Source organism: Bacillus capparidis, assembly GCF_017832095.1.
Taxonomy (GTDB): Bacteria; Bacillota; Bacilli; order Bacillales; family Bacillaceae; genus Bacillus; species Bacillus gobiensis.
In genome coordinates, this window is record NZ_JAFDST010000005.1 from 104051 (window position 1) to 125377 (window position 21327).

The 21327-nt window shown below is 38.1% G+C and carries 23 protein-coding genes and 1 tRNA gene; 7 read left to right on the forward strand and 17 right to left on the reverse strand.

Annotated elements, in window-relative coordinates:
- Positions 1 to 207: 207 nt before the first annotated feature.
- Positions 208 to 1473, forward strand: coding sequence for a nucleotide sugar dehydrogenase (locus JOC74_RS18065; protein WP_053603703.1), 1266 nt, complete (start codon positions 208 to 210; stop codon positions 1471 to 1473).
- A 52-nt stretch (positions 1474 to 1525) separates the two neighbouring features.
- Complete coding sequence (locus JOC74_RS23700) at positions 1526 to 1591, forward strand: GDP-mannose 4,6-dehydratase (RefSeq protein ID WP_264080188.1); 66 nt, start codon at positions 1526 to 1528, stop codon at positions 1589 to 1591.
- 616 nt (positions 1592 to 2207) lie between these two features.
- On the opposite strand, the gene JOC74_RS18075 is transcribed toward JOC74_RS23700, so the two are convergent.
- From JOC74_RS18075 to JOC74_RS18085, 3 genes are all read right to left on the reverse strand, one after another.
- Positions 2208 to 2801: a YdeI/OmpD-associated family protein gene (locus JOC74_RS18075; protein WP_053603705.1), complete on the reverse strand. Its 594-nt coding sequence runs from the start codon at positions 2799 to 2801 to the stop codon at positions 2208 to 2210.
- A 115-nt stretch (positions 2802 to 2916) separates the two neighbouring features.
- On the reverse strand, positions 2917 to 3288 hold the full coding sequence (locus JOC74_RS18080) for an iron chaperone (RefSeq protein ID WP_053603706.1): 372 nt from the start codon (positions 3286 to 3288) through the stop codon (positions 2917 to 2919).
- A 71-nt stretch (positions 3289 to 3359) separates the two neighbouring features.
- Positions 3360 to 3830, reverse strand: a complete 471-nt coding sequence (locus JOC74_RS18085) for a hypothetical protein (RefSeq protein ID WP_053603707.1) — start codon at positions 3828 to 3830, stop codon at positions 3360 to 3362.
- Positions 3831 to 4122: 292 nt separating this feature from the next.
- Between JOC74_RS18085 and JOC74_RS18090 the strand changes: the two genes are divergently transcribed.
- From JOC74_RS18090 to JOC74_RS18105, 4 genes are all read left to right on the forward strand, one after another.
- Positions 4123 to 4722, forward strand: coding sequence for a GNAT family N-acetyltransferase (locus tag JOC74_RS18090; RefSeq protein WP_053603708.1), 600 nt, complete (start codon positions 4123 to 4125; stop codon positions 4720 to 4722).
- Between the two features lie 85 nt (positions 4723 to 4807).
- Positions 4808 to 5455, forward strand: a complete 648-nt coding sequence (locus tag JOC74_RS18095) for a YdbC family protein (protein WP_053603709.1) — start codon at positions 4808 to 4810, stop codon at positions 5453 to 5455.
- A 185-nt stretch (positions 5456 to 5640) separates the two neighbouring features.
- Positions 5641 to 6099, forward strand: a complete 459-nt coding sequence (locus JOC74_RS18100) for a VOC family protein (RefSeq protein ID WP_053603710.1) — start codon at positions 5641 to 5643, stop codon at positions 6097 to 6099.
- Between the two features lie 948 nt (positions 6100 to 7047).
- Positions 7048 to 8421, forward strand: coding sequence for a murein hydrolase activator EnvC family protein (locus JOC74_RS18105; RefSeq protein ID WP_053603711.1), 1374 nt, complete (start codon positions 7048 to 7050; stop codon positions 8419 to 8421).
- 161 nt (positions 8422 to 8582) lie between these two features.
- Here JOC74_RS18105 and JOC74_RS18110 read toward each other — a convergent pair whose 3' ends face one another.
- The 8 genes from JOC74_RS18110 to JOC74_RS18145 form a co-directional block, all read right to left on the reverse strand.
- Complete coding sequence (locus JOC74_RS18110; RefSeq protein ID WP_053606063.1) at positions 8583 to 9422, reverse strand: DUF2182 domain-containing protein; 840 nt, start codon at positions 9420 to 9422, stop codon at positions 8583 to 8585.
- Positions 9422 to 10063 carry a DUF1326 domain-containing protein gene (locus tag JOC74_RS18115; RefSeq protein ID WP_053603712.1) on the reverse strand — a complete coding sequence of 214 codons (642 nt, stop codon included), beginning with the start codon at positions 10061 to 10063 and terminating at the stop codon, positions 9422 to 9424. The genes JOC74_RS18110 and JOC74_RS18115 overlap by 1 nt, the downstream gene beginning before the upstream one ends.
- A 157-nt stretch (positions 10064 to 10220) precedes the next feature.
- Positions 10221 to 10556 carry a (2Fe-2S) ferredoxin domain-containing protein gene (locus tag JOC74_RS18120; RefSeq protein ID WP_211086243.1) on the reverse strand — a complete coding sequence of 112 codons (336 nt, stop codon included), beginning with the start codon at positions 10554 to 10556 and terminating at the stop codon, positions 10221 to 10223.
- 25 nt (positions 10557 to 10581) lie between these two features.
- Complete coding sequence (locus JOC74_RS18125; protein WP_053603714.1) at positions 10582 to 11433, reverse strand: DUF8832 domain-containing protein; 852 nt, start codon at positions 11431 to 11433, stop codon at positions 10582 to 10584.
- 30 nt (positions 11434 to 11463) lie between these two features.
- Positions 11464 to 13884: a heavy metal translocating P-type ATPase gene (locus tag JOC74_RS18130; RefSeq protein ID WP_053603715.1), complete on the reverse strand. Its 2421-nt coding sequence runs from the start codon at positions 13882 to 13884 to the stop codon at positions 11464 to 11466.
- A 248-nt stretch (positions 13885 to 14132) separates the two neighbouring features.
- The gene (gene copZ, locus JOC74_RS18135; protein ID WP_053603716.1) at positions 14133 to 14339 is read right to left on the reverse strand and encodes a copper chaperone CopZ; all 207 of its coding nucleotides are present in this window, start codon (positions 14337 to 14339) and stop codon (positions 14133 to 14135) included.
- An 18-nt stretch (positions 14340 to 14357) separates the two neighbouring features.
- Complete coding sequence (locus JOC74_RS18140) at positions 14358 to 14705, reverse strand: metal-sensitive transcriptional regulator (protein ID WP_053603717.1); 348 nt, start codon at positions 14703 to 14705, stop codon at positions 14358 to 14360.
- Positions 14706 to 14967: 262 nt separating this feature from the next.
- The gene (locus tag JOC74_RS18145; RefSeq protein ID WP_053603718.1) at positions 14968 to 15555 is read right to left on the reverse strand and encodes a YdhK family protein; all 588 of its coding nucleotides are present in this window, start codon (positions 15553 to 15555) and stop codon (positions 14968 to 14970) included.
- 197 nt (positions 15556 to 15752) lie between these two features.
- Here JOC74_RS18145 and JOC74_RS18150 point away from each other — a divergent pair, with 197 nt between their 5' ends.
- On the forward strand, positions 15753 to 17012 hold the full coding sequence (locus JOC74_RS18150; protein ID WP_148564327.1) for a tyrosine-type recombinase/integrase: 1260 nt from the start codon (positions 15753 to 15755) through the stop codon (positions 17010 to 17012).
- A gap of 127 nt (positions 17013 to 17139) precedes the next feature.
- Here the strand turns inward: JOC74_RS18150 and JOC74_RS18155 are convergent.
- From JOC74_RS18155 to racE, 6 genes are all read right to left on the reverse strand, one after another.
- A tRNA-Arg gene (locus tag JOC74_RS18155) sits at positions 17140 to 17213 on the reverse strand.
- Positions 17214 to 17342: 129 nt separating this feature from the next.
- Positions 17343 to 17855 (reverse strand): metallophosphoesterase family protein, encoded by a 513-nt coding sequence (locus JOC74_RS18160; protein WP_053603720.1) that lies wholly within the window; start codon positions 17853 to 17855, stop codon positions 17343 to 17345.
- A 21-nt stretch (positions 17856 to 17876) separates the two neighbouring features.
- Positions 17877 to 18473 carry an XTP/dITP diphosphatase gene (locus tag JOC74_RS18165; protein ID WP_098945225.1) on the reverse strand — a complete coding sequence of 199 codons (597 nt, stop codon included), beginning with the start codon at positions 18471 to 18473 and terminating at the stop codon, positions 17877 to 17879.
- 11 nt (positions 18474 to 18484) lie between these two features.
- Positions 18485 to 19219, reverse strand: coding sequence for a ribonuclease PH (gene rph / locus JOC74_RS18170; RefSeq protein WP_053603721.1), 735 nt, complete (start codon positions 19217 to 19219; stop codon positions 18485 to 18487).
- 85 nt (positions 19220 to 19304) lie between these two features.
- Positions 19305 to 20396, reverse strand: a complete 1092-nt coding sequence (locus tag JOC74_RS18175) for a GerMN domain-containing protein (protein WP_053603722.1) — start codon at positions 20394 to 20396, stop codon at positions 19305 to 19307.
- A 104-nt stretch (positions 20397 to 20500) separates the two neighbouring features.
- A complete protein-coding gene (racE, locus tag JOC74_RS18180; protein WP_053603723.1) occupies positions 20501 to 21319 on the reverse strand; it encodes a glutamate racemase in 819 nt (272 codons plus the stop codon).
- Positions 21320 to 21327 lie beyond the last annotated feature (8 nt).

Here is a 21327-nt window from a genome sequence, read left to right on the forward strand (position 1 = left end):
CATTTTTAATTTAATAAATCGAATCATGATCCATTGATCGTGGAGGGTTGCTTTTAACAAACGGATAGGAGATCTATGATTCTAGCAATTAGATCTTGCAGATATATATACGAATCAAATATTTTTCTATTAATTGAGCACAAGTGTCTACACCGTATGTTTTCTCCTTCATAAGTTATTTTATGCAACAATAAAGGAGGACCAAAAATGAAAGCTAGCCAACCTCAATCTATCGCAGTTATTGGTTTAGGCTTTGTAGGGCTGCCATTATGTCAACTATTCCTGAAAAAAGGCTATACATTGCATGGTATAGATGTAAACAAAGAGAAACTTAAAAATATCGCTCAAGGTTCAGTCCAAAACCAAGATGTCGACAATGACTATTTAAAGCAATGTATTAATGAAAAACGTTTTCATCTTCATGATACAGGAAAAGGTGTGACTAGCGCTGAAGCTATTCTCATTTGTGTTCCAACTCCGTTAACAAATAAAGGTGAACCTGAACTTTCCTATATCAAACAGGCAATTGCTAACATTTTGCCGTACTTGAAACACCATCAGTTGATCTCTTTGGAAAGCACAACGTATCCAGGTACAACGGAAGAACTTCTACTTCCTAAACTTATAGAAAAGGGCTTCCAAGTCGGAAAAGATTTTTATCTCGCATACTCTCCTGAACGGATTAATCCCGGCAGCGATGTCCCACTAAATAAAATTCCAAAGGTTGTAGGAGGGATGACACCAAAGTGCTTGGAAAAAGCTAGCCAAATCTATCAAAGCGTATTTGATGACGTGTTTGAAGTATCCTCGACACGAACCGCGGAGATGACAAAATTGCTTGAGAATTCGCAACGCTTCATAAATATCTCCTTTATTAATGATTTTGCAATACTTTGTGAGAAAATGAATATTGATATACACGAAGTGATCGATGCAGCCAGCACAAAACCATACGGATTTACCCGCTACACTCCTAGTGCGGGAATTGGCGGCCATTGCATTCCAGTCGATCCTTTGTATCTTGCATGGAAAGCAAAAGAGTACGAGCATGAAACGCCATTCATTAAGCTCTCAGACGAAATTAATAAAATGATGCCCACTTATGTCACAAATAAAATAAAAGGCAGCCTATCATCCAAGACAATACATCAATCTCCTTCAGTTCTTCTAGTTGGTGTGGCTTATAAAAAAGACGTAAATGATGTTCGAGAATCAGCTGCTCTCCCTATTATAAAACTTTTACAGGCAGATGGATTTCACGTCGATTTTTATGACCCTCATGTTCCTTCTATTTTTATTGATTCAAAACCATATCATTCAATTGATGAAGAGTCCCTCTCCTCTTCTCAATACGATATCGCCGTGGTTTTAACGGATCACAGTGATCTTCCATATGAAAAGATTTATTCTTCTGCTTCTTATATCATCGATAAAAGAAATTTATTTCTTCCAACTTTAAATGACTCTGTGTAAAAAGGAGAGTGGGCTGTATGAGGTTGAATAAATTACAGGTGGAGCAGGATTTATAGGTTCCCACCTTACAGAACATTTACTAGAGAAGGGGTATACCGTTGATATTGTCGTTAACTGATCTGACGGAAAACGAAAGAGTATTTACAGGATGTAATGAAGCCTCCATGTTTCACCTATCATGAAGGATCGGTGCTTAACAGAGAGCTCATGGATTAACTTATACGAAATAGTGATATGATCTATCAAATGGCAGCTGTATGTTAGGTGTAAAAAATACGGTTGATGATCAATTGAAAGTTATGGTAGGAAATATTGAGGACATTACACGAATTATTTTAGAGTTGGCTTATCGCTATCAAAGAAAAGTTTTTTCTTCTACTTCCGAAATATATGAAAAAAACACCAAACATCCATACACTGAAAGAAAGAACAGGTTGCTTAGAGATCCGTCTATTCACCGTTTGGTGCTTTGCTACCACAAAATCACTGGATGAGCACCTTTGCTTTGCTTATGTAAAGAAGGGGCTTCTAGTCACAGTCGTCATTTTTTTAATGTATACGGTCCGCGGCAAACGTATGCGTAAGCTTGCTTATACTCTAAGGAGCACTTTTTTGTTTTTTTTATTTTAAATTATTTGATTGAGTGTTACTTGCGATCCAAAAAGGAGTTCGAATGAACGCAAAACTGAGGTAATTTCTTAAAGTTTGATTAACTTATTTTCTCATCGAATATACTAATCATTTAATCCCTTTCCATTGAGAATTTTCTGCATACATTTTTCAACCCTTGACACCCGAGTTTTGGATTGTTTGGGCCCCGAAAAATAAAGAATGTATGCTCTTTGCCGTCCCGGCGTTAATGCTTCAAAAGCAGTTTTCAAGGCAGGGATTTCATCGAATTTATTTTGAAGTTCTTCAGGAATTATGAATTCTGTATTCTTTTTATAATTCACTTCCAAACCGGCTTTTTCAACTTCAATGGCTTCATAAATATAGGCTTTCAAGATTGTTTCCATTTCAACTATTTCTTGAACATTTGTGAACCGAATCTGGCGCGCCGCCTGTACATTCTCCGTTTGTTGGATTAGAATCCCATGGGTATCCTGTAACAAGGCACCTTTGTGAAACAGAAGCGCACAATATTCTTTAAATCCATGTATTAAAACTATGTTTTTTTTCTCAAACGTGTAACAAGGATGCATCCACTTAAATTCTTCGGTGAGCTCACAGTCAAGAACGATATTTCTCAACTTCTCATATTCTTCCTTCCACTTTTTAGCTTTACTTAAAAATTCATCAACCTTAGGATTCATTCTACTATTTGTCATCAAGGAACACCCCTCTTCAATTTTTCGATCAGCTGACAGCAAAAATGAAAATTCTCAATTTCTTCAATTCTTTCAGTGACTTATAGGCTTTACTTGAATATTCATCAACCATGAATCATTCCCGCCAAAAAGTTGAACAGTCTGCTTTATCCTGAATATTAAATTCAATCATTTTCTCAAGCAATTCGTAATTTACCGGCTCATTCCAGGGAATTCGAAACAAGCCTTTGGTAGCGCTGTACCCAGCTTGTGCAATGTCATCGGCAAAGTGCGCAATGACAACTTCTTCGGGTGAAACGCTCAAATGATGCTTCGCTGTGGAAAAGCCGATGATAAATGTGCCGTGATCGGAAAACATTGGCGTATTCCACTTAATTTGCGCTTCCAAATTTGGGAATTTATTAGCAACCCACGCCAAAATTCCCTCTGTTCGACCGCGGTTGTCGGGGTGATCGATACCAGCTAAATATTTCACAAAAACTTCCATGTTGTTCCCTCCTAAAAGAAAAGTTATGTCGTTCAGAGTAGTTCCTAAAAACAAATTCGTCGTAAAACTCCTCACAGTCCACTCTGACACGTTCTTAAACAACACCAATTTCCAACTGTATATTTTGGTTCCCTATTACTGTCTAGATCCTCACGTGTAACAGCAAACTTCTCTAAAGTATTAGGACAATTATATCTTTTAAGAACTAATTCAGTTTCTTCTAGGAGTATATACATGGGCTCTTCCCTAAAATACTGTAATCCAGTTTTGATTGCTGACCAAATTTTGGGTTGAGCCATAAAATAGGCACTCCACCAATAGAACTCGGCCTTTGATTCAATTGCATGATCATAATACATATGAAAAACAAACAACGCTTTTTGTCCAGTGGATAGCTCTTTATAAAAAAGTTCTTTTACCATCGAGCTATTCTCTTTAGCCATTCTACTTTTATAATCCAAAATCAACGGTTTAAAACAGGCATTAAACAGGGCTTCATCAGCTAAGGAATCGAACTCTTGTCTTTTCATCTGTACTATCATTCAAATATCACTCCTTATCGATTATTATACAGTAATTGAAAGATATTCAGATCTAGAATTTAATAGTCTACATAAACCGTCTTTTGCTTATTAAAAAAATGGCCCTATTCACAAAGAAAGGACACAATTCTTCCTTCAGAAATGCGCCCGATTATTGAAGATCTTAATCTTCAGAATTTCAACTACAATATTAATTCTTATTGAACTAAGGGTTTGTTATCTTTAGGATAAGCTAATTTATTTTTTCTTCTAATTTTTTATCCTTAAAATTCAGTTTTAGGAAGGTGACAGAATGATTAACTATTCAGGAACACCTAAAATAGAAACCGACCGATTAATCCTTAGAAAGTTTGAACTCACAGATGCTCAAAGCGTTTTTGATCATTGGCTTTCAGACGAACGTGTAACTGACAATCGAATCAAAGGAGCACACAAGACAGTTTCGGAAACGATGAAGAGGACCGCTAAGATTGTAAGTGAATATGCCAGTAAAGAATTTTGTTACTGGGCTATTGAACTTAAAACAAGCGGTGAACTAATTGGAGAAATCGATTTATATAATTTTGACATTGCCACTGAAAACTGTGAGGGAAGTTATTCGCTCGGATACAAATGGTGGAATCAGGGCTATGGAACTGAAGCATTAAGAGCGGTTGTGGAATTTGGATTTAGGCATATGAATATTCACAAAATATCTGCAGCACATAACCTCGATAATCCAGCTTCCGGAAAAATTATAAGTAAAGTTGGGATGGAACAAGAAGGAATCATCAGACATATGATTCGCAATGCCAAAAGTCAATACAAGGACTGTGCTGTTTATGGAATTCTCCAAGAAGATTATCTTAAAAACAATGTCAATGCCCATACCTATATCCTTAAGTTAGAATGATAAAATACGGTAATCCAATATAAGTTGTTCAACTAACTGGCAGGATTGTTTAAGAAATTGCTCTATTAATAGGAGGTTTTAGTTAGTGATTATAAAAAAAATTTCTTGCAAGGTAACAGAAAATCAAAAAGAAATTTTTTATGAACATCAAAAGCAATGGAAATCACTTAGTAAGGGAAAAGGTTTTTTAGGTCAAATTGGTGGTTGGAGTATAGAACAACCATTAACAGCTTGTATCTATTCTTTTTGGGAGAATCAAACAGATTATCAGAAATTTATGGAAGAGCAACATGACCAAATCTTTGTAAATTTAGGGCAAGAAAGTACCTATGAATCTTTAGATGTAAGTTTGTATCAAGAAGAGTTAAGGATTCCTGGGTCAGTAGATAGTATTGTTAATGTTCTTAAAATAAGTAATTATATGCGAGTTGCCTTGACACAAGTTAAAGAACATAGAATTAATCACTTTATTGATATGCAGAAAAATGTTTGGAATATAGGAATGCAAAAATCGGAAGGGATGCTTGGGGGAATATTTGCCTGCTCCCAAAAACAAAAAAATGACTTTCTCGTTTTAACAGGGTGGAAGAACGAAGTATATCATCAAAACTATACGGAACAAAATTTTCCCGAATTATTAAAAGTAGCAAAACCTAAGAATGATTTATTGGAACTTACAGGAGAACAATTCAAAATTGAAGAAGCATGGCGTGTCTGTCCGATCTACAATTAAACTGCTTGATGATGTCATTGTCGAGATAATATCTCTTTTGCTTGTCCGTGCCCCATGACTCCTTTACTGTTGTTTCAACGAACTTCGCAGTCTACATCCAAAGGAGTAATGAATTTACTTCTTGAGGGTCATCATAAGCTTCTGCTAAACATGTTATCCTTCAATTATAAAAAGGAGAGGTTATAATGATTAAAGGGCTATATGAGGCACATTTGCCAGTCAGTGATATGGAAGCTTCCATAGAGTTTTACAAAAAATTAGGCCTAGCTTTAGCACACAAAGGAGAACATGTATCTTTTATGTGGATTAAAAAAGGGAAAAGTTGGATTGGTTTATGGGAATCTGAAGAAGTGAATCTTCCCTACCACCCTTCAATTCGTCACATAGCTTTTCAAGTGGATCTAGAAAACATTTCTTCTGCAAAAGAATGGTTACATTTAAAAAATATTGATGTAAGTGAAGCCTTTGGATTTGAGCCAGCCAGACAACCGTTGGTATTAGATAATGACCCCCAAGCTCACGCTGCAATTTATTTTAATGATCCTGATGGGAACTCATTAGAACTTATTGCACCACTCAGGTTAGATGTAAATGAATCATTCGAAAAGATGGAACTTACTGAGTGGTTACGATTAAAAAAGTGATTGAGTGAGTGATAGATTTCAGTAGTCTCTTGTTTCCGGACAATTCAAGTGTAAATGATATTGGAGTTTGTGTGTATTTTTTATGCTTAATTTTCTATTACCCCAACAAATATTGTAGAGCCCTTTTTGAGGGCTTTTTTTCAAAATGAAATTGGGATAAATTTATAACTAAAAAACAAAAAAGCCAAAACCTTTATATAAAAGGATTCTGGCTCTTATTTTTGGTACGTCCCAGGAGAGATTCGAACTCCCGACCGACGGCTTAGAAGGTCGGTGATCTTCTTTGAGTGGTTGGATAAATGCTGATAACAAAGCCTTTTGTATCAACGTTCTTTAACCTTAAATGACATGAAATTCACTCAAAATAATTGATTATTACTCGATTCCTGCCCCATTTCTGCCCCAATATAAGAAGATGAAATAAGAAAGTAGCTGAACATAAATTAAGAATCCCTACATAATTGTTAGGCTTCTGTTTTTATGCAATTTCAAGATCTAATCTTTATCAGGATCATTTTGTTTTTCATCTTCGAACTAGAGATAGATAAAAAAGAAAAACTATCCTAACGATTAAGGGTTCCGTTTTGAGGAGGTTTTAAAAAATTTTAATTAAATCGAACTATTACGACGTCTTCCGACTTTGAAATAAAAACGTAATATTCTTTGAATCGATTCATGACGTATAATAAGAAAAAATGTAGAAATTTAAGAACATCAACTCCATAAAAAATGCACTATAAAGTATTGTGGTGTTACCAGTTTAAATTGGTTATTAGGAGAATTATATATACATATTTAACTGATGTTACAGATTATTAGAATAGTAGTATATAAACCCTACAGGAGTACCCCATTTCTTAATGTCCTAGATGTCAATGAAATATTGCTTAAAGTTGAATATTTTTTTGTATACCTTAAATTCTTTGATTTTTTATAGGAGGAGTTTTTTTGAAGCGTAAGTTTTTATCGATTAGTTTAGCAACTGTTGTTTGTTCTTCCGGATTAATCATTCCATTATCCCAAAATCATGCATTAGCTTATGAAGACTTAGACAAGAAAAAAGAAGGTATTCAGAACAAACTATCTGAGAATAAATCGAAGTTAATAGAGAATGAAAGGAACCGTTCCACTCTTGAATCACAGGAAAAGAACTTGAACGCCGATTTGGAAAAAGTTGATACAAAAATTGTAACTACTAACACTGCAATCACAAGCAGGGAAAAAGAAATAGAACTAACCAATAAAGACATTGAAAAACTAAAGAAAGAAATAGAAGAAATCAATAAAAGAATTAAAAAAAGAAATAAACTGCTGCAGGATCGGGCTCGCTCGTTACAGGAAAGCGGTGGGAATGTAAATTACATAGACGTACTTTTAGGTGCTCAAAGTTTTTCCGATTTTATAAGCCGCATTTATGCTGTAAGTACTATTGTAGATGCCGATAAAGAACTGCTTGAAGCGCATAAAAAGGATTTAGAACTTGTTAAACAAAAAGAAGCAGAACTAAATAGCAAGCTAGAAAACTTAAAAAATGACCTTACAGAGCTTGAGTCATTAAAGACCGAATTGGAGAAACAGCAAAAGGGAAAAAATAAATTGCTAGAGAAAGTAAAAAAAGATCAAAAAGAATCTGCAGATGAACTCGGTTCTCTTGAAAACGAAGCGGAAATTTTAAAGCGTCAGGAAGAAGCGATAAAAGCGGAAGAAGCGTATAGAAAACAAAAAGAAAAAGAAGAGGAAGAAAAGCGAATAGCTGAAGAAAAGAGAAAAGCGGAAGAAGCAAAGCAGCAATCAGAAGAAAAAAGAATTTTGGAAGAAAAAAAGCAGCAATCAAATGAAAAAGATACTACGAATATTCCTTCTTCTCAATCGTCTGTTTCCGAAGAACCTGTTACAAAAGCTTCAGAACCCACGAATTCCAATACTTCAGGATTTATCAGGCCAGCTCCAGGAACATTAACATCAAACTTTGGAGCTCGATGGGGAACTACTCATTTTGGGGTAGATATTGCTCAAGCTGGTTCAGATGTTCCGATTTATGCAGCTGCCGCAGGTACTGTTTATAGCTCTCAATATTCTTCTAGCTATGGGAATGTCGTTTTTATCACGCATAACATTAATGGACAAACCTATCAAACCGTATATGCCCATATGTCTTCTAGGCAAGTAAGCACGGGTGATCGTGTAGAGCAGGGTCAAAGAATTGGAACAATGGGAAATACGGGAGATTCACAAGGTCAGCATTTGCACTTTGAACTACACAAAGGGCTATGGAACGGAGCAAAGTCTAACGCAGTCAATCCAGTACCTTACATACAATAGATTTTCTCTTATTAAAGGGCTGACAACAAAAGTGGTAAATACCTTTTGTTGTCAGCCCTTATTTTAACAGCATTTATTTGCTTCGTTTCTTTTGGTTGTGTAAAAAAATTTTTAATATACTAACCCCTTTTAAAAACACGGAATGTCTGGTGCAATTCAAACTATTCTCTATGCTTACTATGTGAGGGACTATTAGAACTCGTATCCGGTTCTACAAAGAATGGCACACTACCTGGATCTATCATTATCCAGAATCCCAATAAAACTAGACCTATCCCGATCACCTTTGAAAAACGTTCACCTGTAGGTAGGATCTTCTCAAGGAAGGTAAGTAGCGTGATAATTCCCATCCAGAACAGATTCATCATCCCGACTGCAAACAAAATGACCATCAGCCCCCAGCAACAACCTACACAATGAAATCCATGTTCAACTCCCATTCGAATCGCACCCATCCGGCCCCCACGCCACCCATTTATCACATAGTGAAGAGGATTTCGGCAATGACGTAAACACGCTTGTTTAAGAGGAGTAATTTGGTAAAGACCTCCTAAAACCACAGTGAGACCGGCAACGATCGGTCCTTGTTGATCCCATGCCAGAAAAGAAAGGTCTAAAGAAGCAATGAACCAATAAAGTCCATAAGCGATTAGACCATATGCAACCCAGGCAATTAAATATCCTATCAGAAAGATCCATGTTGGTACAATCGGTATCCGATGACTTTGGGCACGATTAGCTGACACTTTGGCAAATGTCAATACCATTGGTGTAACAGAAGGCAACATCATCGCTGCCGTCATTGTTACCCACATCCCAACGTACCATCCCAATGTACCAAGCTCCATTCCAGGACCACTATCCATTTTTCCATAGTGATCGAGTGTAATCATCCACGCTATGATTGTCATTCCCAAAAGAATCGCAGCTAGTGGAATGTTACCGATTGTCCGTGTACTTAGCAAACGAACAATCAACGATTGTTTGATCTCTGTATTCATCAAAATTCAACTTTCCAGTCAAAAGGGATATGCTTACTGGATTTCCCTTTATATTCATGAGAAAAATCAAATCCAATGGCCTTATCGTCTTTAACGACTCCCCAAGTGGCAATTTGTCCTGGACCTGTTTCAGAACCAGGTGGGTTATGCAGTTGAACTCGACGATTTGGATCTGCTGTTGGTCCAGTTAAAGCTGCCGCACCAACAGACACCTTACCTGGAATCTCGGCTCGCCAATAGGCTAAGTCATCTGCAGCATCAAATTTGATTGGTGCATACTCAATTCCACGTAGTTCTCCAATGAGACTGCCAAATTCTCCGGCCCAGCCGCCTACCTTACCAGTGAAAATCTGTTCAAGGGCCTCACGCTGTTGTTGATCAGCACGCTCATCGATATAGAACATCAACTTCATCGTCGCATTTGGATCGCCTATCCACATATTTCCGGCAAATTCACCAAGAGCAACCACCCCTAAATCATCCAATTGTATGTCATTGTAATACCCCTTATGAACTTTCCATACCAAAGTAAAGAGACAATCACCATGTGTAGGCTCTTGTGCAAATGTACAAGGACAAGGAAGTTTACAGCTACAGACATCAAACCATTCTCCTTTTAAATGCCACTTTGTTTTTGACATTTCCATCCCTCCATTAATTTTTTAAGATTGTTTCATTTTCACAGCAACATCTTTTCACTCAATTCCAACCTTTCAATTTATTATACGATACTCCCCTATAGTATATGATCATAAAAAAGGGTACTATTGTATATTTAAGTCGTAAAAACGCTAGATGTTAACGTTCACTCTCATGATTCTTAAATGTTTTACCATCATGGTAGTAAAGTTCAGAATCTAAATTAACACTTCTTTCTTCTTTTAATTGACGAATAAGTTCTTCACTTTTTTCTTTATTCATTTTCTTATACCAGGTTCCATGTGGATATAGAACAACAATTGGACCATGTTTGCATTGGCCATTACATAATGTTTTTGTTGTGTGAATCTCATTTTGCAACTCTAATTTTTTTACTTCTTCTCTAATCGTCTCCGTGACTTCTTCTGCTCCATTCCTCGTGCATGTTGCCCCGTTGCAGATTAATAGATGTTTGCTAAATCCCTCTAAGTTCATAAAAATTCCCCCTGTTCTTCCTGTTTTATTTGACCTCTATGACAAATGGATAGCTGCCCACTTTGCCATCAAATTTAAATTCTCCCCACACTTTGTAGATCCCAGGTTTATCAAATGTTGTTTCAAATATTGTCTTTTCTTCTGATGCAGGGTGCACATGGACAAATTTCTCACCATTTTCATCCAAAATCACAACGTGGCCTAAAGCTCCCAAATAGGGTTCTGGAGTACTCCCTTTCGTATCAAAACGCAATGTAACATCTTTGTTTATTCCTAGATCTGTCGTTGTTAATTCAACTGTCTTTTCATTGATTGTTTTTGTTAAGTTTGTATCAGGCTTCAGCGAATTGTCCTCATGGATCCCATGACCTTTACCTACATTCAGTTCGATCGGTTTCACCTCATAAGCAAGGTTTTTTGGTTTAATATCTATAAACACTTTATAAGAGTTTTCAGGTAGATTGAATTTCTGAGTATAAAGACCGTTCCCATTTTCCTCAGGATGTAAATGGTAATAATCCTCCAGGTCTGCACTCACAATGATCAGATGCATGATTTTTTCGTGAGAGATCTCTAATTCAGGTGCATTTTGGTCTTTATCCTTTAGATTAATGGAAATTAAACCATTTTCATATTTTACGTTTGTGGCCACTTGGCTTTCCTCATGAGCTCCATGATCGGAATGCTCTGAATCTGCACCATCGTTTTCTTGACTAGCATGATCACCGGTATGTTCTTCTTTAGCCGTTTCTGCGGAGTGGGTATCTGTGTGACCGTTATTACTATCCACACTTGCATATACTGTATATCCGCCAATGACTAACCCGAGATAAACAATGGCTGAAATCCCCCAGGTCAAAATCGTTTTTTGTTTCATAAAAACATTCCTCTCAATTTATTAGATTGATTATCCTTTTAACTTAATCCTTTGTAATCTGAGTGCATTTAACACAACTGAAACGGAACTAAATGCCATTGCGACTCCCGCAAGCCATGGGGCAAGAAACCCTAGTGCCGCAATCGGAACGCCTAATGCATTATAAGCAAAGGCCCAAAAAAGATTTTGCTTGATATTTCGAATGGTCATTTTACTCATAAAGATGGCATCAGCAATACTATTTAAGTCTCCTCTGATTAAGGTGATATCAGCAGCCTCCATGGCTACATCAGTACCCGTACCGATTGCCATACCAATATCTGCAGTAGCTAACGCTGGCGCATCGTTAATACCGTCACCGACCATCGCCACTTTCTTTCCTGCTTTTTGAAGCTTTTTCACTTCCTCTGCCTTTCCTTCTGGCAGAACTTCTGCGATCACATGGTCAATACCGACCTCATTTGCAATAGCTTGAGCTGTCTGCTTGTTATCTCCTGTAATCATCACAACCTCAAGCCCCATCTTTTTTAACCTTTCAATCGCTTTTTGAGAGGTTTCTTTAATGGTATCTGCAACGGCAATCAATCCAGCAAATTGAAGATCAATTGCGACTAGCATTGCGGTCTTACCTTGCTTTTCTAAGTTTTCCATTGTAGGCATTATGTCTCCAACGTTAATGTTGTTTTTCTCCATAAGCCGGCGCGTTCCGATAAGCAAGGATTTGCCTTCAACTTTCGATTCGATTCCAAAGCCAGGAATCGCTTCGAAATGTTCAGACGTTTCTAGTTCAATACCTTTTTCTTTAATGCCCTCGACAATTGCCTCAGCTAACGGATGTTCGGAATTTCTTTCTGCTGCACCGACTAACTTTAAAAATTCCATTTCTTCAGATCCGTTTGACAGAATAACATCTGTAAGTGTTGGTTTTCCATTTGTTACAGTTCCCGTTTTATCAAGGATCACGGTATCCAATCTATGAGTCGTTTCAAGATGCTCTCCGCCTTTAAACAAAATTCCATATTCAGCAGCTCGGCCAGACCCTGCCATAATGGAAGTAGGAGTGGCTAGGCCTAGTGCACATGGACATGCGATAACTAGTACGGCAATTAACTTTTCAAGAGCTACTGCAAATTCTCCGGGACTTACAACTAAGTACCAAACTAGAAATGTCACAATGGCTATTCCAACTACGATTGGGACAAAAATTCCTGAGATCACATCGGCTAAACGCTGAATTGGTGCTTTTGATCCTTGAGCTTCTTCGACTACTTTGATGATTTGAGCTAAGGCCGTTTCTTTTCCCACCTTTGTTGCTTTTACCTTTAAAAATCCGTTCTTATTTATCGTGGATCCTATGACTGCCTCTCCAACTGTTTTATCGACAGGAATACTTTCGCCTGTAATCATTGACTCATCAAGGGCAGATCTTCCTTCAAAGATCACTCCATCTACAGGTACCTTTTCACCTGGTTTCACATAGACGATATCACCAGCGATTACCTCTTCAATGGGTATAGTCAATTCTTCCCCGTCTCTTACCACTGTAGCCGTTTTCGCCTGTAAACCCATAAGCTTCTTAATGGCTTCAGATGAGCGTCCCTTTGCTTTTGCTTCGAACAGTTTACCTAATATAATAAGAGTGATTAACACAGCACTTGTTTCAAAATATAATTCGACCATATGTGCATCAGAGCCTATTGATATAATACTTAAGTAAATACTGTAGAAATAAGCTGCAGAGGTGCCAAGCGCAACCAAAACATCCATGTTTGCACTTTTATTCCGTAATGCTTTATAAGCACCTACGTAAAATTGCCCGCCAACTAAAAATTGAACTGGAGTTGCAAGCGCGAGTTGAACCCAAGGATTCATGAACATCTCAGGCAGCCAAATAAAAGAAGTAAATTCAAAATGACTGACCATCGCCCAAAGTAAAGGGATGGATAAGATCGCAGAGAAAATAAATTTTCCTTTTTGCTTTTCAATTTCTTTTTGTCTATGATCAACCTTTTCACCTTGAGCTTCTTTCTTTAGTTCTAAACGATAGCCCAATTTTTTGATGGCTTCCTTCATATCCGCAGCCGACACTTCATCAGGGTTATATTCTACAAGAGCAGATTCTAGAGCAAAGTTTACCGTTGCGGTTTGGACGCCATTTAACTTATTTAAACGTTTTTCAATTTTATTAGCACAAGCAGCACACGTCATGCCACTTATATCAAATTCAACTTTCTCACTCATTACTTTATATCCTAAAGATTGCACTTTTTCATTAAATTGATGTACATTTGTTTTAGACGGATCAAAGGTTACTTTTGATTTTTCTAATGCGAAATTTACGTTCGCATCCTCTACTCCATCTATTTTTTTTAGACCTTTTTCTATTCTTACTGCACAAGCAGCACATGTCATACCGGCTATCTGAAGTGTTGTTTCTTTTTTATCACTCATAACCTTTCACTCCTATCACCACATACTCTGGTGGGGTATATATTTTTGGGAATAAAACGTGCCGCCGAGACAGCACGCTATTTCAGTTCCTTAATGACAGCTATGATCGTTAGGCGATTAACTCACCCACCTCATAACCTTGATCTTCTACCACGAAAGTAACCCAACTTTATTCTTAATACTATACATAGGTATAGTATATTATTAGTTAAAAGAAATTGTGCCTTTAATCAGCACGTCTATAATTTTTATTGGACATCATAACCTTGGTCATCGATTGTTTCTTTGATTTTATCAAGGGTAACTTCATTTGGATTAAATTCCACATCAACAGTTCCTGAATCTAAGCTTACATTAACAGCAGAAACTCCGGTTAATTCCCCTACACTACCTTCAATTGATTGGACACAATGGCCACATGACATACCTTGTACACTTAGAGTTATTTTTTCCATATCGCATAGTCTCCTTTTTTATTTTTTCATTAATTTTTGAATGGTCACCATTACCTCATCTAAAATTTCCGTATCTCCTTCTTGTATTTTCTCTAGAACACATGTCTTCATATGTCCTTCAAGTAAAATTCGAGCAACACTATTTATAGCAGATTGAGTCGCAGATATTTGAGTAATGACATCATCACAATACGTATCTTTTTCAATTAATCCTTTTATTCCACGAATTTGTCCTTCAATTCGATTTAATCTTGATACTAAATTATTTTTCACTTTATCTGAATGATGACTTTTTCTTTCACCATCTGATGAACAGCATTCATCGACTTCAACCATATGATCAAGGCTTTCTAAATTAACTGACATTGGATCACCTCCTTAATTACATATTACTATACCCCCCTAAGGTATGTAAAGTAATATTTTTAAAAAATTTAAAAATAGGCATTTGGCCATAAAACTTTCGATAAACATAATCTGAATGACATTAAATTTTGTCCTTAACAATTGTTAAGTCTTGAGTACTAGGTTAATCTTTTCAATGTATTACAAATTATGGGTTTCTTTAGCTTAAGCACCTATCCCATCTTTATTGAAGATAGGTGCTAGGTTGTAATTTGTTCAAACTTTATTTAGCCGATAGCTCACTTTCTGTTACCCATTTATGATTTTTCACTTCTTCGCCACCATTAGTCGGAGTGAAATCAACCATATATACAGTCGTTTTTTCGGCTGAATCAATTTCAGCAGTGGCCCCGTCCATACCTTCCATATGATCTGCATTTACTTTAACTTTTGTTCCAGTCTTTAATGGTGCCTCACCAGCATCTTGTAACTCTTCATGAATCACCCATTTATGATTTTCCACTCTTTCTCCACCAGTTGTCGGGGTATATGAAATCGTATAAACGGTCGTATCATATGCACCTACAATCGTTGCCTCAGCCCCCTTCATACCTGCCATGTGATCTGTTTCGATAATTGCATGACTTCCAACTTTATAGGTTGGATTTTCTGCTTCCTTTAAACCTTCAGGAACTTCACCTGAGCTAGAATGGTTCATGTTATCATGATCCATTCCTTCCATATCTTCCGTTTTTTCCTCATGTTCTGCGTGTTCATTGTTTTTTGTGTTTTCATCATTAGCGTTGGCGCAGGCACCAAGTACTAAGAAAAGAGTTGCAATTAAAGACAATATAACCTGTTTTTTCAGCATGAAAAAAACCCTCCTTTTTTACAGTACCTTGATTTTTTTCTTATTTGTCCTTCAATTTAATGTAATCTTTTTATTAAATTATTTTTCATTTTATCTGAATGGTGACTTTTTCTTTCACCATCTGATCAACAACATTAATCGATTTCAACCTTCACCTCCTCAACAATATATTACTTTACCCCCCTGAGGTATGTGAAGTGTCTTTTAATAACCTTTCAAAATGCTTAAAATCAAGAAATGTTCTAGGTGAAGCAGTGGCGGTTAAGTCGGATCTGGACCTTTTAGTTATGTTCAATGGTACGTTGAGTGACGAAGAGTTGACGGAGTTAAAGACGCTTACTAAAGCAATGTCTCGAAATTATCACTCTTTGGTTCGCGATGCAGGCATAGCAGTTGCAAATTACGACTATACGATTGATCCGGCGAATTACTACGAACAGGCATTTCTTAAGGAACTCTGTGTTTGTGTCCACGGAGAGGATCTTCGAGAACGATTCGGTCCTTACAAACTCACATCGGAGATAGCGATAAGTTTTAATGGAGATTTTGACGAAGTTCTTGCTCGGACAATTAGCCGGTTACAAGCAGCCTCCGAAGAGGAGTTTAAAACACTGTTACAAGGCCCCGGCGCTCGATTGGATGGAAAACCTGGGCCTCTTTCCTCTTCTAGAATTAATAATTGTTATAAGGCATTCAACAATTTACTTGCTAGAGCAACGGAATGGAAGCTGATTAAAGAAAATCCAGCTGATCCCGTTAATACGCCAAAAGTTCGGAATAAAAAAAGTGAAGTATACACCAAAGAAGAAATTCAAACCATCTTTGAAAAATTAGAAAAGGTTGACTTCAGGTGGCAAGTATTAGTATCACTTGCATTCGTCACAGGTGCACGTGAAGGAGAATTAGCTGCACTTGAAGACATTCATATGAATTTTGAAAAAGGTTCTATATATATTGAGCAAGCTATAACAGAAGTGAAAGGAAAAGGTGTCGTTGTAAAATCTACTAAAAATGAACGGCAAAGACATATTTCTGTACCAGAACAAATAATGAATATGATAAAAAAATTGATCCATATTCGGAAACAAGAAAAATTGATCCATATTCGGAAACAAGAAAAATTCAAAGTCGGGTCACAATGGCAATGGGAAGACCATTTATTTTTATTTGGAAATGAGTTTGGAAAACCACTTCGCCCCGACTCTATTAGTCAATGGTGGAAACGATTCACAACTAGACATAAAATCAAGCATATTCGGTTCCATTCACTAAGGCATACATCTGCCACTCATCTTATAAATGAAGGTGTACATGCCAAAATTATTCAGGAACGACTAGGACATACGAAATTGGATACAACCATGTCTATTTACGGTCATGTAATGGAAGAGGCTTACCAAAAATCTGCAACTCATTTTGACACATTTTTTGATAAGAAAATTAATTCTCAAAAGTAAGCAAAAATTTTCTGCCCCAATCCTGCCCCAAATGCTGTTTTTAAAGTCTATAAGGTTGATGAATAAATAAAAAGCAAAAGAGCCAAAATCCTTATAAAATCAAGGATTTTGGCTCTTAATTTTGGTACGTCCCAGGAGAGATTCGAACTCCCGACCGACGGCTTAGAAGGCCGTTGCTCTATCCTGCTGAGCTACTGGGACATGATTGGTATGTATCATCTGCTTATTATCAGCGACAAGATTTATTATATTAAGAATGCAATCAAAAGTCAATAACATTTTTCATTTTTTATGAGTGAAATGAGGAAGAAAATTCTTCCTCACCTTTTTTTATTCCAGCTGAAAGTTATTCCTTAAATCCTTAATTTCGTGTCCGTTTTCGTCATAGAAGTGAACGGCTGCTGAATTTTCTCTGTAGGAAAGAATGGCGTAGCTGCGTTCTTTTCGCATTCTCGGAAGCAGGATACTGCCGGGGTTGATAAATAGGCGCCCGTCAAACAATTCACTGCCCGGGTTGTGGGAGTGGCCGAAGCAGATGACATCCGCTCCGAGCTCCTGGGCCCGGTAGTTGATTTTCATTAAGGATTCTTTGATCCCGTGCAGGTGCCCGTGTGTAAAATAGAGTTTTTTATCCTCGATTGGCATCACACGTTCCTTTTCAAAGCCTTTTTCAAAGTCACAGTTCCCTTTGACAACTAAATAAGGCTTCAGGTAAGGATGGGTAGGTGAGAGCTCAGAATCTCCGCAATGGAGCATTAGATCAACATCGTCTTTGTGGCGTTCGGAAATGATCTTGAGGATTTCTTCATCCCCGTGGCTGTCGCTAATGATGAGTATGTTCAAACCGGCTCCCCCTCTCTCCTTCTATGAGCTTAGTAAGGCAGACAGCTTCTTCAGCGCCTCAGCTCTGTGGCTGATTTTGTTTTTTTCTTCGCTTGTCAGCTCTGCCATTGTTTTGGTTTTGTCCTTCACAATAAAGATTGGATCATAACCGAATCCGTTTTCGCCCACAGGTTCTGTCGCAATGTAACCTTCGACGACTCCCTCAACCGTTTTGGTTTCTTCTCCGGGGATACTTACGGCGAGAGCACATCGGAAACGGGCGGAACGGTCTTCTTTTTCGATTCCTTCCAGTTCTCTCAGCACTTTATTCAGATTGGCTGTGTCATCCTTCATTTCTCCCGCATAGCGGGCAGAGTAGACGCCGGGGCTGCCGCCTAAATAATCGACAGATAATCCGGAATCGTCCGCAATTACGATTTCATGAAATTGCTTTGAGATTGTTTCTGCTTTTAAAACCGCGTTTTCTTCAAACGTATGGCCGGTTTCTTCAATTTCTTGACGATATCCAATATCTGCAAGAGATTTGACATGATAGCCAATCGGCTCCAACATTTCTTTGAATTCCTTCAGCTTTCCGGCATTGGTCGTGGCGATAATTACTTCTTTCAATCTCATCATCCCTTTTAGTTCTATTTTGTTTCAGAGATCAGTTCTCCTAGTGCTTTTTTCTGGATGTTGATTAGATCATGAATCCCTTTTTCGGCAAGATCCAGTAATGAGTTTAGCTCTTGACGTGAAAAGGTTGCTTCTTCTCCTGTGCCTTGAAGCTCTACGAATTTTCCCGTACCCGTCATAACGACGTTCATGTCAACTTGTGCGTCCGAATCCTCTTGATAATTTAAATCTAACAGAAGTTCCGAGTTTTTGCCAATCCCTACGGAGATCGCGGCTAAATAATCAGTGACCGGCATTTTTATTCCCTTGCTTTCGACTAACTTGGAAATGGCAATGACCATTGCAACGTAGGCTCCTGTTATAGACGCCGTTCTTGTGCCTCCATCCGCCTGAATGACGTCACAATCGATCCATATGGTCCGCTCTCCTAAAAGCTCAAGATCTACTACAGAACGCAAGGCTCGTCCTATCAATCGCTGAATTTCCATCGTTCGGCCTGATACCTTGCCTTTTGAAGATTCACGAATGGTCCGCTCGTTCGTTGCTCTGGGCAGCATGCTGTATTCTGCGGTGATCCAGCCTTTCCCTTCTCCTCTTAAAAAAGGAGGCACGCGGTCTTCGATCGATGCATTGCATATGACTTTCGTTTCTCCGCAAGAAATCAAGACTGAGCCTTCCGGATGTTTAATAAAATGTAAATCAAGTGAAACTGGACGAAGCTGATTCGCTTCTCTCCCATCAATTCTCATGAGTTCCCTCCGTACAAAAATGAAATAACGAAAGAGGCAGCGGATTCGCTTACCTCTTTTTTATTAGTATATCAAAATTTCATGGTTAAAAACCAGTCGTATTCACTTGTACGGGTCTTGTCACTGGCTTTGAAAGCTTGTTACCTTCTTCTGTTTCCAGATCAGCTTTTCCATTGACCATAAGTGATACGCTTTTTATATCGGGCTGCTCGGTCATCGTTAATACGATACTGTTTAACACGTGACTTGAAATCACTTTCTTTTCCTCGTCAGCACTTCCATAAATTTCTTCGTTAAAGTCAAGGGTAAGGTCACCATCTGTAAGTGTAGGGTCACTAGCAAGCTCAAGATCACCTGAGAATTCAGACAAGAGGCCTTTGTTTCCGGCATCCGGTCCTTCTGCCAACTTCTCTACCGCTGCTTTTATATCATTTGTTTCAGATTTTGACACCCTTTCTGTAACAGGAACATAATAGGTTGCATCATCAGATTGACCGATATAATAAACGGTGAGCGGTCTTGTCGCGGTAAAATCCGTGACGCTTGCTGTATCCAAGTTAATCCCGTCTTCTCTGCTCAAATCCTCGGTAATAGGAGTTCCGCCGACTGGCATTTCTTTTAAATCATGCCCATTCATTCGAATTTTCACTTTATCGACAGTAGGAAATTGGGTCAGTGTCCATGTGATCGATTGCAGGATTTTTTGTTCGTCCTCTGGCTGATAGTTTTTAAATTCATTGGAAAAGTCTGCAATCGCTGTTCCATCCTTTATATCAACACTAACGGTTGTGTCTTGTGGTATCACTGCCCTAAATCCGTTTGGAAGGAGCTCAGTGATCGGTCCTCCGGTTACCAAATATTCAAGAGCCTTCTTGGCGATCCCTTCATTTTTTGGCAGTGGCAGCGTTTGCGGAACGACGTACCCATTCTTATCAATTAAATAGATTTCCGTCTTTACTATTTCAGCTTGCTCTTCTGAAGCTTCTCCGCCATTTTCGGCAGTCTCTTCAGACTTAGCCTGTTCCATTTCCTCGGCGTTGTCCTCATAGGTTATATCATGCTCCGGCGGATCGATTTCCTCCGAAGCATTATCAGATTGAAATAGTCCGCATCCAGAAAGCAGCAGCATAGCAGTACATACTGAAGCAGCCATTCCAAAGGTCCTTTTTTTCAGCATACTTTTCCCTCCTAAGGCAGTTTGTACTACTATGTATACGAGCCTATTTTTGAATTAGACCTTTCTTTCAATAAAAAAAAGGACCCGCTTATTCGGATCCATTTCTATGGTTTTAGCAATGCGCCTTCTAAACTGATTTTCTCAACAAACTCCAATTCATAGCCAAACCACCTGCAGGCAATTTTTTTGAAGCCGTCGCGATCGCCCGTCGTGAAGAATTGGTGCGCCTTAAGAGCCTTCGATTGATTAAGAAGACCTTTATACGAAAGAATCGTACTTACTTCTCTTGCAGTTTCATCTCCAGAAGAAATAATAGAAACCGCTTCTCCCATCACTTTTTGCATCGTTTCCTTCAAAATGGGATAATGTGTGCAGCCTAAAATAAGCGTGTCAATTTCAGAGCGTTTAAATGGCGAAAGAGAAGCTTTTACAACCTCATCAGCTGTTTTCTCTAGAAAAATACCGCTTTCGACAAACGGAACGAGCATGGGACAGGCGACATTTTTCACCTTTAGCTTGCTATTTAACGAATGAAGCGCTTCTTCGTAGGCTCCGCTTTTAATCGTATTCTCTGTGCCAATGACTCCGATGTTGAGGTTTTTCGTTACTTTAATGGCTGTTCTCGCACCAGGCTCGATCACGCCAACCACTGGAATTTCAACAGATTTGCTAATTTGTTCATGTGCAATAGCTGTTGCTGTATTGCATGCGATCACAAGCATCTTTATGTTATAGTTCTTGACTAAGTATTGGGTCATTTCCCACGTGTAAGCAAGGACTTCTTCTTTTTTTCTGGGACCGTACGGGCACCTGTTTGTATCCCCGAGATAGATGATCTCTTCATTTGGCAGCTGTCTGATCATTTCTCTTGCTACCGTTAATCCGCCTACACCTGAATCAATAACCCCTATCGGTTGATCCAAAAAAACCG

Coding starts and splice junctions, on each gene's coding strand:
- JOC74_RS18065 (WP_053603703.1), top strand. CDS start 208: ATGAAAGCTAGCCAACCTCAATCTATCGCAGTTATTGGTTTAGGCTTT.
- JOC74_RS18075 (WP_053603705.1), bottom strand. CDS start 2,801: ATGACAAATAGTAGAATGAATCCTAAGGTTGATGAATTTTTAAGTAAA.
- JOC74_RS18080 (WP_053603706.1), bottom strand. CDS start 3,288: ATGGAAGTTTTTGTGAAATATTTAGCTGGTATCGATCACCCCGACAAC.
- JOC74_RS18085 (WP_053603707.1), bottom strand. CDS start 3,830: ATGATAGTACAGATGAAAAGACAAGAGTTCGATTCCTTAGCTGATGAA.
- JOC74_RS18090 (WP_053603708.1), top strand. CDS start 4,123: ATGATTAACTATTCAGGAACACCTAAAATAGAAACCGACCGATTAATC.
- JOC74_RS18100 (WP_053603710.1), top strand. CDS start 5,641: ATGATTAAAGGGCTATATGAGGCACATTTGCCAGTCAGTGATATGGAA.
- JOC74_RS18110 (WP_053606063.1), bottom strand. CDS start 9,422: ATGAATACAGAGATCAAACAATCGTTGATTGTTCGTTTGCTAAGTACA.
- JOC74_RS18115 (WP_053603712.1), bottom strand. CDS start 10,063: ATGTCAAAAACAAAGTGGCATTTAAAAGGAGAATGGTTTGATGTCTGT.
- JOC74_RS18120 (WP_211086243.1), bottom strand. CDS start 10,556: ATGAACTTAGAGGGATTTAGCAAACATCTATTAATCTGCAACGGGGCA.
- JOC74_RS18125 (WP_053603714.1), bottom strand. CDS start 11,433: ATGAAACAAAAAACGATTTTGACCTGGGGGATTTCAGCCATTGTTTAT.
- JOC74_RS18130 (WP_053603715.1), bottom strand. CDS start 13,884: ATGAGTGATAAAAAAGAAACAACACTTCAGATAGCCGGTATGACATGT.
- copZ (WP_053603716.1), bottom strand. CDS start 14,339: ATGGAAAAAATAACTCTAAGTGTACAAGGTATGTCATGTGGCCATTGT.
- JOC74_RS18140 (WP_053603717.1), bottom strand. CDS start 14,705: ATGTCAGTTAATTTAGAAAGCCTTGATCATATGGTTGAAGTCGATGAA.
- JOC74_RS18145 (WP_053603718.1), bottom strand. CDS start 15,555: ATGCTGAAAAAACAGGTTATATTGTCTTTAATTGCAACTCTTTTCTTA.
- JOC74_RS18165 (WP_098945225.1), bottom strand. CDS start 18,473: ATGATGAGATTGAAAGAAGTAATTATCGCCACGACCAATGCCGGAAAG.
- rph (WP_053603721.1), bottom strand. CDS start 19,219: ATGAGAATTGATGGGAGAGAAGCGAATCAGCTTCGTCCAGTTTCACTT.
- JOC74_RS18175 (WP_053603722.1), bottom strand. CDS start 20,396: ATGCTGAAAAAAAGGACCTTTGGAATGGCTGCTTCAGTATGTACTGCT.